Genomic DNA, 16,204 nt, shown 5'->3' on the forward strand with positions numbered 1-16,204 from the left:
TCCTGCTGTGAAGCTCGCGGAAATATTCGACAAGGTCGTGGGATCGGGGACGGGCGTCCGTCTCGTCGCCTACGACGGCAGCAAGGCGGGCCAGGACGACGCGGACGTCACCCTCGAGGTGAGGTCCCCGGCCGCGGTGGCCTACCTGGCGCAGGCCCCGGGCGAACTGGGTCTGGCCCGCGCTTATGTCTCCGGGCACCTCGACGTACACGGGGACATGTACACCCTGCTGTCACGCATGTGGTCGCTCACCATCAACGACATCCCGATGAACGAGAAGGTCGCGGCGATCCGCGCGCTCGGGATCAAGCCGCTGCTGACGCGGATGCCGCCCCCGCCGCAGGAGATGCGGCGCAGCATGATGGCCAAGCTGGGCAGCAGGCACGCCAAGAAGCGCGACGCCGAGGTCATCCACCACCACTACGACGTCTCCAACACCTTCTACGAGTGGGTGCTCGGCCCCTCCATGGCCTACACCTGCGCGGTCTTCCCCTCCGAGGAGGCCTCGCTGGAGGAGGCGCAGTTCGCCAAGTTCGACCTGGTGGCCAGGAAGCTCGGCCTCAAGCCGGGCATGCGGCTGCTGGACGTGGGCTGCGGCTGGGGCGGCATGGCCATGCACGCCGCCCGCGAGTACGGGACGAAGGTCCTGGCGGTCACCCTCTCGCGCCAGCAGGCCGAATGGGGGCAGAAGGCCGTCGCCGAGGCCGGCCTCGGCGACCTGGTCGAGATCCGGCACATGGACTACCGCGACGTGCGGGAGACCGGCTTCGACGCGGTCAGCTCGATCGGCCTGACCGAGCACATCGGCAAGGAACAGCTGCCGTTCTACTTCCGGTTCCTGTACGGCAAGCTCGTCCCCGGCGGACGGCTGCTCAACCACTGCATCACCCGGCCGACCGGTGTGGAGAAGACCCTCAACGCCGGCGGTTTCATCAACCGCTACGTCTTCCCCGACGGGGAGCTGGAGTCGGTCGGCTATCTGATCCGCCAGATGGAGGACCTCGGCTTCGAGATCCGCCACGAGGAGAACCTCCGCGAGCACTACGCGCAGACCCTGCGCCACTGGTGCGCCAACCTGGACGAGCACTGGGACGAGGCCGTGGAGGAGGTCGGCCAGGGCACCGCCAGGGTCTGGCGGCTCTACATGGCCGGCTGCGTCGTCGGATTCGAGCGCAACAAGATCCAGCTCCACCAGGTGCTGGCCACCAGACTCGACGCCCAGGGCGGGGCCCACATGCCGCTGCGCCCCTCGCTCGACTGGCCCTGACCGGCGTCCGGACCCTGACCGGTAGCCGGATCCGGCCGGCACCGCCGCCGTCGTGCGCGAGAGCCGCGGCCGTCCCGCCCCCGCACGGGCGGACGGCCGCGGCCCTCTTCTTCAGGCGGCCATGATCGGGTCGGTGTCGTCGGCCGCGACCCAGCGGCCCCTGCCCAGGCGCTTGGCGGAGTACATCGCGGCGTCGGCGGCCCGCAGGATCCCCGGGGCCGTGGCACCGGGACTCGCGCCGTCGTGGACGGCGATGCCGACGCTGGCGCCCACGGACAGCCGGTGCCCCCGGAACAGGGTCGGCGTGGAGACCTCGTGCAGGACGCGCTCGGCCAGCTCCACCGCGGCCTGAAGCGGCCTGTCCCGGCACAGCAGGACGAACTCGTCGCCGCCGAGCCTGGCCGCCAGGTCGCCGTCCCCGGCCAGGGCGGACAGGCGGCCGGCGACCGACAGCAGGACGGCGTCCCCGGCGTCGTGGCCGTGGGTGTCGTTGATCTCCTTGAAGCCGTCGAGGTCGAGGTAGAGCACGGTCACCCCGGAGCGGGCGTCGTCCACGGCCAGCTGCAGGGTGTCGTTCAGGACCGTCCGGTTGGCCAGGCCGGTGAGGGGGTCGTGCCGCGCCTGGTAGGCGAGCTGGGCCTGCATGCGCTCCTGCTCGCGGACCGCTCCGGTGAAGCGGGCCAGTACGAAGGCCGCGCAGGCCGCGCTGACGGCGATGGTCAGCACCTCCTGCTCGCTGAAGCCCGCGTACCTCAGGGCGAGGGTGGGCGTGCCCAGCAGGGCCAGCCCGAGGAAGACGACCCGGGCCGGGTGCAGGGTGTGGACCCGGGATCCGGAACGGGTCAGCTCGGCCCGGCCGGGATGCAGCGCGGCCGTGACCAGCACGGCGTGGCCGAGCAGCAGTCCGGCGCCGAGCTTCTCCACGTACGTGTAGTCCATCACGTAGGGCAGCAGGTTGTAGCCGAGGTCGACGGCCAGATAGACGAAGACCGCGGCGAGCAGCAGGCGGGTGGGGGCGCCGCGTTCGCCGGGGGACAGGGTGAGGAACAGCGTGGCCGCGAGCAGGACGATGTCGCCGACCGGATAGAGGGCGGGGATGATGGCGTCGTCGAGGCCATAGCCCAGGAGCGGCTGGATCAGGAACTGCCAGGAGGCCAGCCCGGCCACCGTGGTGAGGGTCAGCGCGTCGAGCACGCCCCCGCGCAACCGGCCGGGCGCCCGGCGGCGGGCCATCAGCACCAGGGCGGTGGCGATCAGGGGATAACCGCCGAGCCAGAACGCGTCGCTGATCCCGACCGGGGGCACCTGGCCGGTGGTCAGCAGGAAGCCCATCTCGATCGAGTCACCGGTCAGCCAGAGCGTCTGGGCGAGGGCGATCAGCAACCACGGTCGCCGGTCCCCGTCGGCCACGACCCGCAACGCCGCCCACCAGGACAGGGCGCAGATGACCCCGTACAGGGAGAAGTACATGATCTCGCCGGCCGTCGTCGCGTACACGACGGCGGTCACGGCGGCGATCGCGCCCGCCACGCCCAAAAAGGCCCATGCTCTTCCGGCTGCCATGCCCGTCCATCGGCAGCCACGACCTCGACCTGAGCGGAATCCGCCTCTGTGATCGCGTTCACAGACGCCCGGGCCTCACCCCCTCGCCCGCCGGCTCCCTTCCTCCGGCTCCCTTCCTCCGGCGCCGGTACGGCGGGCCGGGACGCGGAGGTCTCCGGCGCCGCCGTACGGCGAGCGGGAAGCTAGCGGAGCTCGCGCTTGAGGATCTTGCCGGTGGCGGTCATCGGCAGGGCGTCACGGAACTCGACGATCCGCGGGTACTTGTAGGCCGCCATGTTCTCCTTGCACCACCCGACCAGCTCCTCCTCGGTGACGGTCGCGCCCGGCGTGCGGATGATGTAGGCCTTGACCTCCTCGCCGTGCGAGTCGTGGGAGACGCCGACCACCGCGGCCAGGGAGACCTGCGGGTGGGTCATCAGGACCTCTTCGAGCTCACGCGGGTAGACGTTGAAGCCGCCCCGGATGATCATGTCCTTGGCCCGGTCGATGATGGCGTAGTAGCCGTCGGAGTCGCGCGTGGCGATGTCGCCGGTGCGGAACCAGCCGTCCTTCATCACCTCGGCGGTCGCCTCGGGCCGGTTGTAGTAGCCCTTCATCACGTTGTGGCCGCGGATCGCGATCTCACCCGGGCCCTCGCCCTCGACCGTGTTCCAGTCGCTGTCGATCAGCTTCATCTCCACGCCCCAGACCGGCGTGCCGATGGTGCCCGCCTTGCTGGGCCTGCCGACCTGGTTGAAGCTGGCCACCGGGGAGGTCTCCGACAGGCCGTAGCCCTCCAGGATGCCGACCCCGAAGGTCGTCTCGAAGTCCTTGAGGACCTCGACCGGGGAGGACGCGCCGCCGGCCACAGCGACCCTGAGCGAGGAGGGCACCTCGTCGCCGTCGGCGTGGATCTTCGTGAGCATGGCCCAGTACATGGTCGGCACGCCCGCGAACAGCGTGACGTTCTCCTGGCGCATCAGCTCCAGCGCGGGGCCCGGCTCGAAGCGCGGCATGAGCACGATGGTGCCGCGGCGGCGGAACCCGGCGTTCATGATCACGGTCTGGCCGAAGGAGTGGAACAGCGGCAGCACCGCCAGGTAGGCGTCCCCGCCCTCGCTCCGCGGGAACATCTCGTCCGAGACCATGGCGTTCATCAGCATGTTCTGGTGGCTGAGCTCGGCGCCCTTGGGCTGGCCCGTGGTGCCGCTGGTGTAGAGGATCACCGCGGTGTCGTCCGGGGCGGTCTGCACCGTCTCGAACTCGCCGGAGACGCCGTCCAGCGCCGCCCAGATGGTCTCGCCGTACTCCGACTCGGTGGCGAACGGCGTGGCCGGCAGCACGAAGAGGTGCTCGGTCCCCGCGGCGCCCTCGAAGCCGGCCTTGCCCCGCTCGCCCAGCGGCAGTTCGGGGGAGCCCTCGAAGCAGAACAGCGCCTTGGCCTCGGAGTCCTCCAGGTGGTAGGTGATCTCGCGGGACTGGAGCAGGACGTTGAGCGGCACCACCGTCGCCCCGGCCTTCAGGATGCCGAAGTAGACGAAGGGGAAGTAGGGAAGGTTCGGGCAGGCGAGCGCGACCTTGTCACCCTTGCGGATCCCCCGCGAGACCAGCAGGTTGGCAACCTGGTTCGCGACGGTGTTGACCAGGGAGTACGGCAGACGCAGCTCACCGAAGACGAGAGCGGTGCGGTCTGGGGCCTCCCGGGCGCTGTCCTCCAGCACGATCGACAGGTTGAGCATGGATGGGTCCTCCGTCCGAACAAACTCTGACCCGCTCATCCTGGCAGGCGGGACATACCAACCGGTAGGTAGCCCAGATTACAAATTGACGGGTAAAGCGGAGGCGAGTAAGCAGGTAAGAGCCCGCTTATCGGGGAGGCGAGCTGACCGTCTGGACGAAGGAAGGGTCAGTGAGCATGGAGTACGACTACGTGATCGTGGGCGCCGGCTCGGCGGGGTGCGTCCTCGCCAACCGGCTGTCGGCCGACCCGGGAGTCCGCGTCGCGCTGGTCGAGGCGGGCGGGTCCGACAGGAAGCTGGAGATCCGCATGCCCGTCGGGTTCGCCAAGCTGTTCAAGACCCCGTACGACTGGGACTTCACCACCGCCAAGCAGCCGGAGATGTCCGGCCGGGAGCTCTACTGGCCGCGCGGCCGGGTGCTGGGCGGCTCCTCCTCGCTCAACGCCCAGATGTGGGTCCGCGGCCACCGCGCCGACTACGACGGCTGGGAGGTCCCCGGCTGGTCCTATGACGAGGTCCTGCCGTACTTCCGGCGGGCGGAGCACCGCGTCGGCAGCAACCGCGGCGAGGTGTACGGCACCGACGGCCCCATCCACATCTCCGAGCTGCGCAGCCCCAACATCACCACCGCCGCGTTCCTGACGGCCTGCGGGGAACTCGGGATGACCCGGCTCGACGAGCTGAACGGCCCCTCCAACGAGGGCTACTGCCCGACGCCCGTCACCCAGGACCGCGGCCGGCGCTGGAGCGCCTGCGACGCCTACCTCAGGCCCGCGATGAAGCGGCCCAACCTGACCGTGATCACCTCCTCGCAGGTGAACAGGATCCTCATCGAGGACGGGCGCGCGGTCGGCGTGGAGTACGACGGGCCCACCGGAGGTGCGGGCGGGACGGGCGGTGTGGGCGAGCCGGGCGGGGCGGCCGGGACGGGTGAGCCGGGCGGCGGCACGGTGCTGCGCGCGAGCCGGGAGGTGATCCTGTCGGCCGGGGCGATCGGCTCGCCGCACCTGCTGATGCTCTCCGGCGTCGGGGACGCCGGGGAACTGCGCGCGCAGGGGGTGGAGCCGGTCCACGACCTGCCCGAGGTCGGCCGCAACCTCCAGGACCACCTGGCCTCGGGCGTCATCCTGCACTGCCCCCGGCCGGTCACGCTCGCCGGCGCCGACTCCGTCACGAACCTGCTGCGCTTCCTGGTCGGCCGGCGGGGCATGCTCACCTCCAACGTCGGCGAGGCCGTCGCCTTCATCCGGACCACGCCCGACGAGCCCGCCCCGGACATCGAGCTGATCTTCGCCCCGGGGCCGTTCATCGACCACGGCATGACGCCGCCGTCCGGCCACGGCCTGACCATCGCCTCGATCCTGCTGCAGCCCGAGAGCCGCGGCCGGATCTCCCTCAACGGCCGGGAGGTGGTGATCGACCCCGGTTACCTGGCGGCCGAGGTGGACGTCCGGCGGCAGATCGCGGGACTGCGCAGGGCCAAGGAGCTGTTCGCCACCGCCGCCCTGAAGCCGTTCGCCGGCCCGCCGATGGACCCGTACTGGGGGGCGGAGACCGACGAGGAGCTCGCCCGCTGGATCCGCGAGCGCAGCGAGACCCTGTACCACCCGGTCGGCACCTGCCGCATGGGCGCCGACGAGGAGTCCGTGGTCGACCCCTTTCTGCGGGTGCGGGGTGTCGCGGCGCTGCGCGTGGCCGACGTCTCGATCATGCCGGTCATCAACCGCGGCCACACCCACGCCCCCGCCGTCATGATCGGCGAGAAGGCGGCCGACCTGATCACGGAGGGACAGCGGGCCTCGTGGGCGAAGCGTGTGTCGTGACTCACACTTGACGTAAGTAATCACTTGCAGAAACCTGGGTTAATGACCGCGAGTGTGACGGACATCGACCTGTCGCAGATCCCGTTCTGGGCTCTCCCTCAGGCAGAGCGCGCGGACGCCTTCCGGCGGCTGCGCCGACTGGACCGGCCCGTCTTCGTCAAGGAGAACAAGGTCCCCTTCGTCGGGCACGGGCCCGGGTACTACGCGCTGGTACGGCATGCCGACGTCGCCGAGGCCAGCAGGAACGCCGGGGTCTTCAGCAGCGAGCCGACGGCCAACAGCATCGTGGACATGCCCCGGTGGATGGCGGTCTACTTCGGTTCGATGATCAACATGGACGATCCCCGGCACGCGCGGCTGCGCCGGATCGTCTCGCGGGCGTTCACGCCCCGGATCCTGTCCAAGATGGAGGAGGACCTCCAGAGCGCGGCCACCCGGATCGTGGACGAGGCGATCGCGCGGGGCCCCGGCGACTTCGTCACCCAGATCGCGGCCCGCCTCCCGGTCCAGGTCATCTGCGACATGATGGGCATTCCCGCGGCGTACCACGACCGGGTGCTCCGGGCGACCAACATCATCCTGGGCAACGCCGACTCCGAGTACACCGGCATCGAACCCGAGTTCAAACGCTGGAACGTGGCCCGCGGCCTGGTCAAGCTGATGAGCGCCGGGCGCTCGCTCAACCACCTGGCCGCCCGGCTCGGCCGCGAGCGGCGGGGGAACTCCAACGGGGACCTGACCAGCCTGCTGGTCAACGGCGAGGAGTCGCTGACGCCCCAGGAGCTCGGCTCGTTCTTCATCCTGCTCGTGGTCGCCGGCAGCGAGACCACCCGCAACGCCATCTCCCACGGGCTGAAGCTGCTCACCGACCACCCCGAGCAGCGGGAGCTGCTCCTTTCGGACTTCGAGGGCCGCATCGGCGGGGCGGTCGAGGAGATCATCCGCTATTCCACCCCGGTCATCCAGTTCCGCCGCACGCTCACCCGCGACCACTCGATGAACGGCATGGACTACCGCGAGGGCGACAAGGTCCTGCTCTTCTACAACTCCGCCAACCGCGACGAGAGCGTCTTCACCGACCCCGACGTCTTCGACATCACCCGCCACCCGAATCCCCACGTGGGCTTCGGCGGCCCCGGCCCGCACTACTGCCTTGGCGCCCACCTGGCCCGCCGCGAGATCACCGTGATGTTCCGCGAGCTGTTCACCCGCCTGCCGGAGATCCGCACCACCGGCGAACCCGACTATCTGCTGTCCAACTTCATCAACGGCATCAAGCACCTGCCGTACATCGCCGTGGGGGCGGCTCCGTGATCGGCTCGTCTCCTGTTCTCCGGCGCCGCCCACCTTCCTCCGGGTGTCCGGCCTGCCGCAGGGTGCCAAGCTAGTGTTAGGTTCACGGGCATGGAGATCAAGACGGTCACGGCCAACGGGATCGACTTCGGCTACCTGGAGATGGGGGAGGGGCCGCTGGCCCTGTGCCTGCACGGCTTCCCCGACACCGCCCACACCTGGCGGCACCTGATGCCCGAACTGGCCGCGCGCGGGTACCGGGCGGTCGCGCCGTTCATGCGGGGGTACGCGCCCACCTCGATCCCCGGCGACGGCGTCTACGAGCCCGGGGCGCTGGTCGCCGACGCCTGCGCGTTGCACGAGGTGCTCGGCGGGGACGGCGACGCGGTGCTCATCGGGCACGACTGGGGCGCGTTCCCGGTGTACGGCGCCACCGCCTTCGCCCCGGACCGGTGGCGCAGGGGGGTCGCCATGGCGGTGCCCCCGCCGGCCGCGATGCTGACGCGCTTCTTCGAGTACGACCAGCTCAAGCGCTCCTTCTACGTCTTCCTGTTCCAGACGCCCCTGGCCGAGACGGCCGCCGCCGGGGAGGGGTTCATCGAAGGGCTGTGGCGAGATTGGTCGCCGGGCTACGACGCCGCCGAGGACGTCGCCCACGTACGGCGGAGCCTGGGGGAGCCGGCGAACCTGGCCGCGGCGATCGGCTACTACCGCGCCATGCTGGGCACCGTGCCGCCGAGCGGCCGTTACGCCGCCGAGCAGGCCGCGACCGGCGGGGACGTCCCGATCCTCTACCTGCACGGGAAGCGCGACGGCTGCCTGGACCCGGGCCTGGCCGTGACGGCGCCGCATTTCCTGCCGAAGGGGTCCAAGGTGAAAGTGATCGACGAGATGGGCCACTTCCTCCATCTGGAACGGCCCGAGGAGGTGAATCGGCTCGTTCTGCACTGGTTGGAACAGTGACCGTATGGCAGGATCGGCAAGAAACCGAACTTGGTTCTAATGGAGGCTGGCGTGACGGTTTCGCAGGCGGGTACGGGGCTGCCCGAGATCGACCTGTCCGACATCGATCTCTCGGACGTCGCCTTCTGGGAGCGGCCGATGACCGAGCGCGAGTCCGCCTTCGCCGTACTGCGCGCGCAACCGCATCCGATCCGCTTCCCCGAGCCGGAGATCAGTTTCGCCCCCGCGGGCCCGGGTTACTACGCCCTGGTCAGGCACGCCGACATCATCGAGGCCAGCCGCAACCCCGAGGTCTTCTGTTCGGGCAGGAGCTCGACGAGCATCCACGACCTGCCGGTCGAGTTCAACGAGTACTTCGGTTCGATGATCAACATGGACGACCCGCGGCACGCGCGTCTGCGCCGGATCGTGTCGCGGGCGTTCACCCCGAAGATGATCAAGCAGTTCGAGGACGACGTGCAGTCCGAGGCCACCCGGATCGTCGACGACCTCATCGCCGAGGGGCCGGGCTGCGACTTCGTCACCGAGGTGGCGGCCAAGCTCCCCCTGAAGATCATCTGCGACATGATGGGCATCCCCGAGGAGCACTACCAGACGGTCTTCGAGGCCTCCAACGTCATCCTGTCGGGCGGCGACCCCGAGTTCATCGACGACGTCAGCCGCGCGGCCGAACTGCTCCTGGGCGCCGGCCAGCGCCTGCAGGACCTGGTCGTCTCCCTGGCCGACGCCGGGGGCGACAATCTCATCACCTCGCTGACCAGCGCCAACATCGACGGCGAGAAGCTGACGATGCAGGAGCTCGGCTCGTTCTTCATCCTGCTGGTGGTGGCGGGCAACGAGACCACGCGCAACGCCATCTCGCACGGCCTGCACCTGTTCACCGAGAACCCCGATCAGCGGGCGCTGCTGGCCGAGGACTTCGACGGCCGCATCGCCGGCGCGGTCGAGGAGATCGTCCGGCTGGCCTCCCCGGTCGCCTGGATGCGCCGCACCGTGACCCGCGACCACGAGATGAACGGCACCCTCTACCGCGAGGGCGACAAGGTCCTGCTCTACTACTGGGCCGCCAACCGGGACGAGGCCGTCTTCACCGACCCCCACCGCTTCGACATCCTGCGGACCGAGGGTCCGCACGTGGGCTTCGGCGGTCCCGGCCCGCACTTCTGCCTGGGCGCCCACCTGGCCCGACGGGAGATCACGGTGATGTTCCGCGAGCTGTTCACCCGGCTGCCGCAGATCCGCTCCGCCGGCGAGCCCGACCGCCTGCGCTCCAGCTTCATCAACGGGATCAAGCATCTGGCGTGCGAGTTCTAGGTGACGCATTGACGTAAGTCTTTGCTTGCGCAAAGACTTACGTCATGAGCGTGACGCCAGCCGAGCGGAGGCCGATCCTCTCCGCCGACGACTTCGACCTGTCGGACTACGACTTCTGGGCCCGGCCCATGGCGGAGCGGGAACGCGCCTTCCGGCTTCTGCGCGGCCTGGAGCACCCGGTCTTCTACGCGGAGCAGGAGGTCCCCTTCGCCCCCGCGGGACCCGGGTACCACGCCCTGGTCAAACACGCCGACATCCTGGAGGCCAGCCGCAACCCCGAGGTCTTCTGCTCGGGGGACGGCGGCGCCACCAACATCCCGGACATGCCGCCGGAGTTCACCGAGTACTTCGGCTCGATGATCAACATGGACGACCCCCGGCACGCGCGCCTGCGCCGGATCGTGTCGCGGGCCTTCACCCCCAAGATGATCAAGCAATTCGAGGCCGACGTCGACGCGGCGGCCGTGCGGATCGTGGACGACCTGCTCGCCGAGGGGCCGGGCTGCGACTTCGTCACCGAGGTGGCGGCCAAGCTCCCCCTGAAGATCATCTGCGACATGATGGGCATCCCGGAGAAGGACTACGGCTTCGTCTTCGACCGGTCGAACATCATCCTGGGCGGCTTCGACCCCGAGTACGGCGGAACCGACGTGGACAGCATCGCGGAGAGGCTGCTCATGGCCGGGCTGGAGCTGAACCAGCTCGTCCAGGACCTCGGCGCGCACCGCACCGAGCATCCCACCGCGGATCTCACCTCCTCGCTCGTCAACGCCAACATCGACGGGGAGCGGCTCACCGCCCAGGAACTGGGCTCGTTCTTCATCCTGCTGGTGGTGGCGGGCAACGAGACCACCCGCAACGCCATCTCCTACGGCCTGCGCCTGCTGACCCAGAACCCCGACCAGCGCGCGCTCTGGCTGTCCGACATCGACGGTCACGCCCCGGGCGCGGTCGAGGAGATCGTCCGGCTGGCCTCCCCGGTGAACTACATGCGGCGCAAGGTCACCCGCGACCACGAGATGAACGGCACCCTCTACCGCAAGGGGGAGAAGGCGGTGCTCTACTACTGGTCGGCCAACCGGGACGAGGCCGTCTTCACCGATCCGCTCCGGTTCGACATCCTGCGGACCGAGGGTCCGCACGTGGGCTTCGGCGGTCCCGGCCCGCACTTCTGCCTGGGCGCCCACCTGGCCCGACGGGAGATCACGGTGATGTTCCGCGAACTGCTGCGCCGCGTCCCCGGGATCGAGGGACACCGGCCCGAGCGGCTCTACTCCAGCTTCATCAACGGCATCAAGCACATGGAGTGCGTCTTCTGACGCGCGGCGGACGCCGTACGGCACGGGACGCCGGGCGGGCGCGACCGGCGCCCGCCCGCGCGGGTCCTCAGCCGCCGGTCGTCTTGATCCCCTTGAAGACGGTGTTGACGTCGGGCAGCAGCTCCTTGACGTCCCCCGGCACCGACATGTAGACGATCGAGGGCAGATCGGCCCCGGTGCTCACGGCCGCCACGACGACGGTCGTCTTCGTCTCACCCGAGGTGATCTCGTAGGCGGCGAGCTGCGCCGGCAGCCCGCCGACCGAGAGGGTCTGCTGGGCGGTCTTGCGGGCGGTGTTGCCCTCGGGGAAGAACTTCTTGCGGGCGGCGAGCGTCACCGCGTTGATCACCGGGGCGAGGTTCTCCGGCGAGGTGTAGCGGCTCTTCAGGCGGGGCGAGAGCGGGCCCGACATCACCTCCGCGTACTGGGCCTTGCCGGAGGCGTCCTGGCCCGCGGGAGCGTACTGGCGGGTGCTGAAGCCGTACGTCGTGGTCAGGTTCGGGCGGGTGTCCTGCTGCCACGGCGTGCCGAGCCGGGGGAGGGTGAGCGACGCGTTGGTGTCGGTGATCGTCCCGGCGACCGGCGAGGCGTCGCCCTTGTAGCGGGGCAGGCGGCCGATCGTCCGCGGCTTGGCGGTCTTCTTGGTGGCCGAGGGCGCGGGCGTGGGGGCCGGGGCGCTCTCTTCGGCGGAGGCCAGCGGCCCGGCCAGGAACGCCCAGAGCACCACGCCGACCAGCGCGATCACCGCCGACCCGGCGAGAGCGAAGATCCAGACGGGCTTGCCCGGCTCGTCGAGCTCGTCGTCCTCGCCGATGGCCTGGTAGTTCTCGCCGAAGACGGTGTTCCACAGCTCCTGCTGGCGCTCCGGCGGCGGGGTCTTGGGCCCGCTGATCTGACCGGCGGTGACGAACGGCCGGTTGGGGTCGGAGGGGTCGCGGCTCAGGTGGCCGCCCGGCGGGATCTGCTGCCCCTGCGGGCCGCCCGGCATGCCCTGGCCGGGGCCGTTGTGACCGGGACCGTTGTGCCCGGAACCGTTCTGACCCGGCCGGGGGTGCCCGGGGCCGCTCTGACCCGGCACGCCCTGGCCCGGCTGCGGGTCTCCCGGGCCGTGACCGGGCGGGAAGCCCTGGCCGGGCTGCAGGAGGCCCTGCTGGGCGGGGCCGTGCGGGCCGTGGTCACCGCCGGGCCGGCCGTTCCCGTTCCCGCCGCCGTTGCCGAACGGGTCGGCGGGAGCCTGGCCGGGAGGACCGAAAGTGGCGGTCTTCGCGAAGGGATCGGCAGGGAAGGATTCCGGCCTGGCGAAGGGATCGGCGGAGGCGAAGGAGTCCGGCCTGGAGAAGGGATCGGCGGACGGGAAGGACTCGGGCCTGGCGAAGGGGTCGGCCGAGGTGAAGGGGTCCGGCTTCGCGAAGGGGTCGGGGGAGGCGCCCCATCCGCCGTTGTCGCCGTTCCCCGGGGCGGTCGCGGCGGGGATCCCGACGGCCGGGGTCGCGGCGGCGGGGGACCACACACCGGAGTCCTCCTGCGCCGGGGCGCCCTGCGGGGCCGGGTCCTGCGATCCGAAGAACTGCTGCCACGAGCCGTTGCCGGGGACGGTGGCCTTCCAGGAGGTCGCGCCCGCGGCGGGCTGCTGCCGCTCGTTCGGGGGGAGGGGCTGCCGGGGGCCGGTGCCGCCGGTGCTGAACGGGTCGTTCGCCCGGGACTGCGAGGGCTCGGGTGTCTGCGCCCATGCCGGAGGCAGGTGGGGCTGGCTGGACTGCTCCGAGGCCATGGGTTCCTTACCTCTCGCCGGGGTGCCCGAATTGGGGGTATTGGGCATGCTCTCATGGGAAGCAGGGACGTTCGCAGGGAAACGAGAGAACGCCTCCCCGAACTGGAGCCCGCTGGGATCGGTCGGGGGATCCTGCATCGGCAGGCCCGCCTGCGCCGCCGGATCCGGGCCCTGTCCCGGCTCTGCTGAGTGTGCCACGGTGAAAAGGGTAAACGGGATGGACGCGCGAGGTCACAACGGATCTACCATTGCGGACTCCGTACTGCTTCATGGACGTCGCACCCATTGTGGTGGTCCGCGGCGCCGGTGTCCCGCGTTCGCCCGGACGGGCAGGTGGCGGGCTCGCCGTACCCGCTCCCGCGGACAGGCGACGGGGCCGCCGTATCCGCCTTCGGCCGCCGGTCGTGAAAAGCCCTCGCCGTCCGTGAAAAACCGCCGTTCATGAAAAGACGTGCGGACTGCGATAGTCTTTGACTATGCGTGCCGCGACCCTGCTGCTTACCGGGCCGCATCGGCCTTCCCGGCGCTGAGCGCCCCGTCGATGCGGCTGCCCTTCGCGTGAGCGGAGGGTTTTTCTATTGGGTCGGATGGTTCAAGATCATCTGCGCGGATGAACACCGAGGGAAGAAAACGTGAGCGAGCAAGCCGACATGCAGACCGACGAGCAGCACTATGACCCGCAGGCACTGCAGGTCAAGTGGCAGCGGCGGTGGGAGGAGCTGAACCCCTTCGCGGCGCCGGCCACCCCCTCCGGCGCGGGCGGCAAGCGCTACATGCTCGACATGTTCCCCTACCCCTCGGGCGACCTGCACATGGGTCACGCCGAGGTGTTCGCCATCGGCGACGTCGTCGCGCGCTACTTCTTCCAGAAGGGCTACGACGTCCTGCACCCGATCGGGTGGGACTCCTTCGGCCTGCCCGCCGAGAACGCCGCGATCAAGCGCAACGCCCACCCGGCCGAGTGGACCTACGCCAACATCGAGACCCAGGCGAACTCGTTCAAGCGCTACGGCATCTCCTTCGACTGGTCCACCCGCCTGCACACCAGCGACGCCGGCTACTACAAGTGGACCCAGTGGCTGTTCCTGCGCTTCTTCGAGCGCGGCCTGGCCTACCGCAAGGGCGGCCTGGTCAACTGGTGCCCCAACGACCAGACCGTGCTGGCCAACGAGCAGGTCGTCGGCGGCCGGTGCGAGCGCTGCGGCGCCGAGGTGATCCGCCGCGAGCTGACCCAGTGGTACTTCAAGATCACTGACTACGCCGACCGGCTGCTGGACGACATGGCCCAGCTGGAGGGCGGCTGGCCCGACCGCGTGCTGACCATGCAGCGCAACTGGATCGGCCGGTCCGAGGGCGCCGACGTCGACTTCGTGATCGAGGGCCGCGACGAGCCGGTGACGGTCTACACGACCCGCCCCGACACGCTGTACGGCGCGACCTTCTTCGTGGTCGCCCCGGACGCCCCGCTGGCCGGGGAGATCGTCTCCGAGGAGCAGCGGGAGGCCTTCGAGTCCTACCGGGCCGAGGTGGCCAAGCTGTCGGACATCGACCGGCTGTCCACCGAGAAGGAGAAGACCGGCGTCTTCCTGGGCCGCTACGCGATCAACCCGGTCAACGGCGAGCGCATGCCGGTCTGGGCGGCCGACTACGTGCTGTCCGACTACGGCCACGGCGCGATCATGGCCGTGCCCGCCCACGACCAGCGCGACCTGGACTTCGCCCGCGCCTTCGACCTGCCGGTGCGGGTCGTGGTCCACACCGGCCTGGCCGACCCCGGCGAGACCGGCGTGGCGACCGCGGGCGACGGCGCCCTGGTCAACTCCGGCCCGCTGGACGGCCTGGGCAAGACCGAGGCGATCCGTAAGATCATCGAGGTCCTGAGCGAGCGCGGCACCGGCAAGGCGGCGGTCAACTACCGGCTGCGCGACTGGCTGCTGTCCCGTCAGCGCTTCTGGGGCTGCCCGATCCCGATCACCCACTGCGCCGACTGCGGCGAGGTCCCCGTCCCGGACGAGCAGCTGCCGGTCACCCTGCCCGACCTGCGCGGCGAGGCCCTGGCGCCCAAGGGCGTCTCCCCGCTGGCCTCGGCCGAGGACTGGGTGAACGTGGAGTGCCCCAAGTGCGGCGGTGCCGCCAAGCGCGACACCGACACGATGGACACCTTCGTCGACTCCTCCTGGTACTACCTGCGCTACGTCGACCCGGACTACGAGGACGGGCCGTTCGACGTCGAGAAGATCCGCCAGTGGGGCCCGATCGACCAGTACGTCGGCGGCGTCGAGCACGCGGTCCTGCACCTGCTGTACTCCCGGTTCTTCACCAAGGTCCTGCACGACATGGGCATGGTCGACTTCACCGAGCCGTTCACCCGGCTGCTGAACCAGGGCCAGGTGATCAACCGGGGCAAGGCGATGTCCAAGTCCCTGGGCAACGGCGTGGACCTGGGCGAGCAGATCGACGCCTTCGGTGTGGACGCCGTCCGGCTGACCATGGTCTTCGCCGGTCCGCCCGAGGACGACATCGACTGGGCCGACGTCTCGCCCGCCGCCTCCCAGAAGTTCCTGGCCCGCGCCTTCCGGGTGATGGCCGAGACGGGTGCGGCCTCCGCGCCCGGCGCGGACGTCGCCACCGGTGACCTGAACCTGCGCAAGACCGTGCACAAGGTCGTCGACGAGGTCACGAAGCTGATGGAGTCCCATCGCTTCAACGTCGCGGTGGCCCGCATGATGGAGCTGACCAGCGCGCTGCGCAAGGCCATCGACTCCGGCCCCGGCGCCGCCGACCCGGCGGTCCGGGAGGGCGCCGAGGCGCTGGCGGTCATGCTGTCGCTGGTCGCGCCGTACGCGGCGGAGGAGGGCTGGGAGCGGCTGGGCCACCCGGCCTCGGTCGCCAGGGCCGGCTGGCCGGTCGCCGAGGAGGCCCTGCTGGTCGAGGACTCCGTCACCTGCGTCGTGCAGGTCGCGGGCAAGGTCCGTGACCGCCTGGAGGTCTCCCCGGACATCTCCGAGGCCGACCTGCAGGCGTTGGCGCTGGCCTCCGAGCGGGTCCGGGGCTTCCTGTCCGGTGCCCCCCGCAAGGTCATCGTCCGCGCCCCCAAGCTGGTCAACATCGTCCCCTGACGCACGGGCCGCGGGGCGCTCCGGCGCGCCCCGCGGGAGGGGAGCCCGGTCCCG

General features: G+C 70.3%; 10 protein-coding genes. 7 read left to right on the forward strand and 3 right to left on the reverse strand.

The features are described from left to right. The first annotated feature begins 7 nt into the window (after positions 1-7). A complete protein-coding gene (locus Pta02_RS12145; protein WP_203874868.1) occupies positions 8-1,267 on the forward strand; it encodes an SAM-dependent methyltransferase in 1,260 nt (419 codons plus the stop codon). A 111-nt stretch (positions 1,268-1,378) separates the two neighbouring features. Here Pta02_RS12145 and Pta02_RS12150 read toward each other — a convergent pair whose 3' ends face one another. Further along, on the reverse strand, positions 1,379-2,830 hold the full coding sequence (locus Pta02_RS12150) for a GGDEF domain-containing protein (protein WP_203874869.1): 1,452 nt from the start codon (positions 2,828-2,830) through the stop codon (positions 1,379-1,381). A gap of 182 nt (positions 2,831-3,012) precedes the next feature. After that, positions 3,013-4,548: a long-chain-fatty-acid--CoA ligase gene (locus tag Pta02_RS12155; protein WP_203874870.1), complete on the reverse strand. Its 1,536-nt coding sequence runs from the start codon at positions 4,546-4,548 to the stop codon at positions 3,013-3,015. Positions 4,549-4,724: 176 nt separating this feature from the next. Here Pta02_RS12155 and Pta02_RS12160 point away from each other — a divergent pair, with 176 nt between their 5' ends. From Pta02_RS12160 to Pta02_RS12180, 5 genes are all read left to right on the forward strand, one after another. Next, positions 4,725-6,371, forward strand: a complete 1,647-nt coding sequence (locus Pta02_RS12160; protein ID WP_203875021.1) for a GMC family oxidoreductase — start codon at positions 4,725-4,727, stop codon at positions 6,369-6,371. 42 nt (positions 6,372-6,413) lie between these two features. Further along, on the forward strand, positions 6,414-7,685 hold the full coding sequence (locus Pta02_RS12165; protein WP_203874871.1) for a cytochrome P450: 1,272 nt from the start codon (positions 6,414-6,416) through the stop codon (positions 7,683-7,685). A 90-nt stretch (positions 7,686-7,775) separates the two neighbouring features. Next, positions 7,776-8,627, forward strand: coding sequence for an alpha/beta fold hydrolase (locus Pta02_RS12170; protein ID WP_203874872.1), 852 nt, complete (start codon positions 7,776-7,778; stop codon positions 8,625-8,627). A gap of 138 nt (positions 8,628-8,765) precedes the next feature. Next, positions 8,766-9,941 carry a cytochrome P450 gene (locus tag Pta02_RS12175; RefSeq protein WP_239130366.1) on the forward strand — a complete coding sequence of 392 codons (1,176 nt, stop codon included), beginning with the start codon at positions 8,766-8,768 and terminating at the stop codon, positions 9,939-9,941. Positions 9,942-9,985: 44 nt separating this feature from the next. Beyond that, a complete protein-coding gene (locus Pta02_RS12180) occupies positions 9,986-11,260 on the forward strand; it encodes a cytochrome P450 (RefSeq protein ID WP_203874874.1) in 1,275 nt (424 codons plus the stop codon). A gap of 67 nt (positions 11,261-11,327) precedes the next feature. Here the strand turns inward: Pta02_RS12180 and Pta02_RS12185 are convergent, their stop codons facing one another. After that, positions 11,328-13,031, reverse strand: a complete 1,704-nt coding sequence (locus tag Pta02_RS12185; RefSeq protein WP_203874875.1) for a hypothetical protein — start codon at positions 13,029-13,031, stop codon at positions 11,328-11,330. Positions 13,032-13,681: 650 nt separating this feature from the next. Between Pta02_RS12185 and leuS the strand changes: the two genes are divergently transcribed. Further along, the gene (leuS, locus tag Pta02_RS12190; protein ID WP_203875022.1) at positions 13,682-16,150 is read left to right on the forward strand and encodes a leucine--tRNA ligase; all 2,469 of its coding nucleotides are present in this window, start codon (positions 13,682-13,684) and stop codon (positions 16,148-16,150) included. The last annotated feature ends 54 nt before the right edge of the window (positions 16,151-16,204 follow it).

This window comes from Paraplanobispora takensis, assembly GCF_016863195.1.
Lineage (GTDB): Bacteria > Actinomycetota > Actinomycetes > Streptosporangiales > Streptosporangiaceae > Planobispora > Planobispora takensis.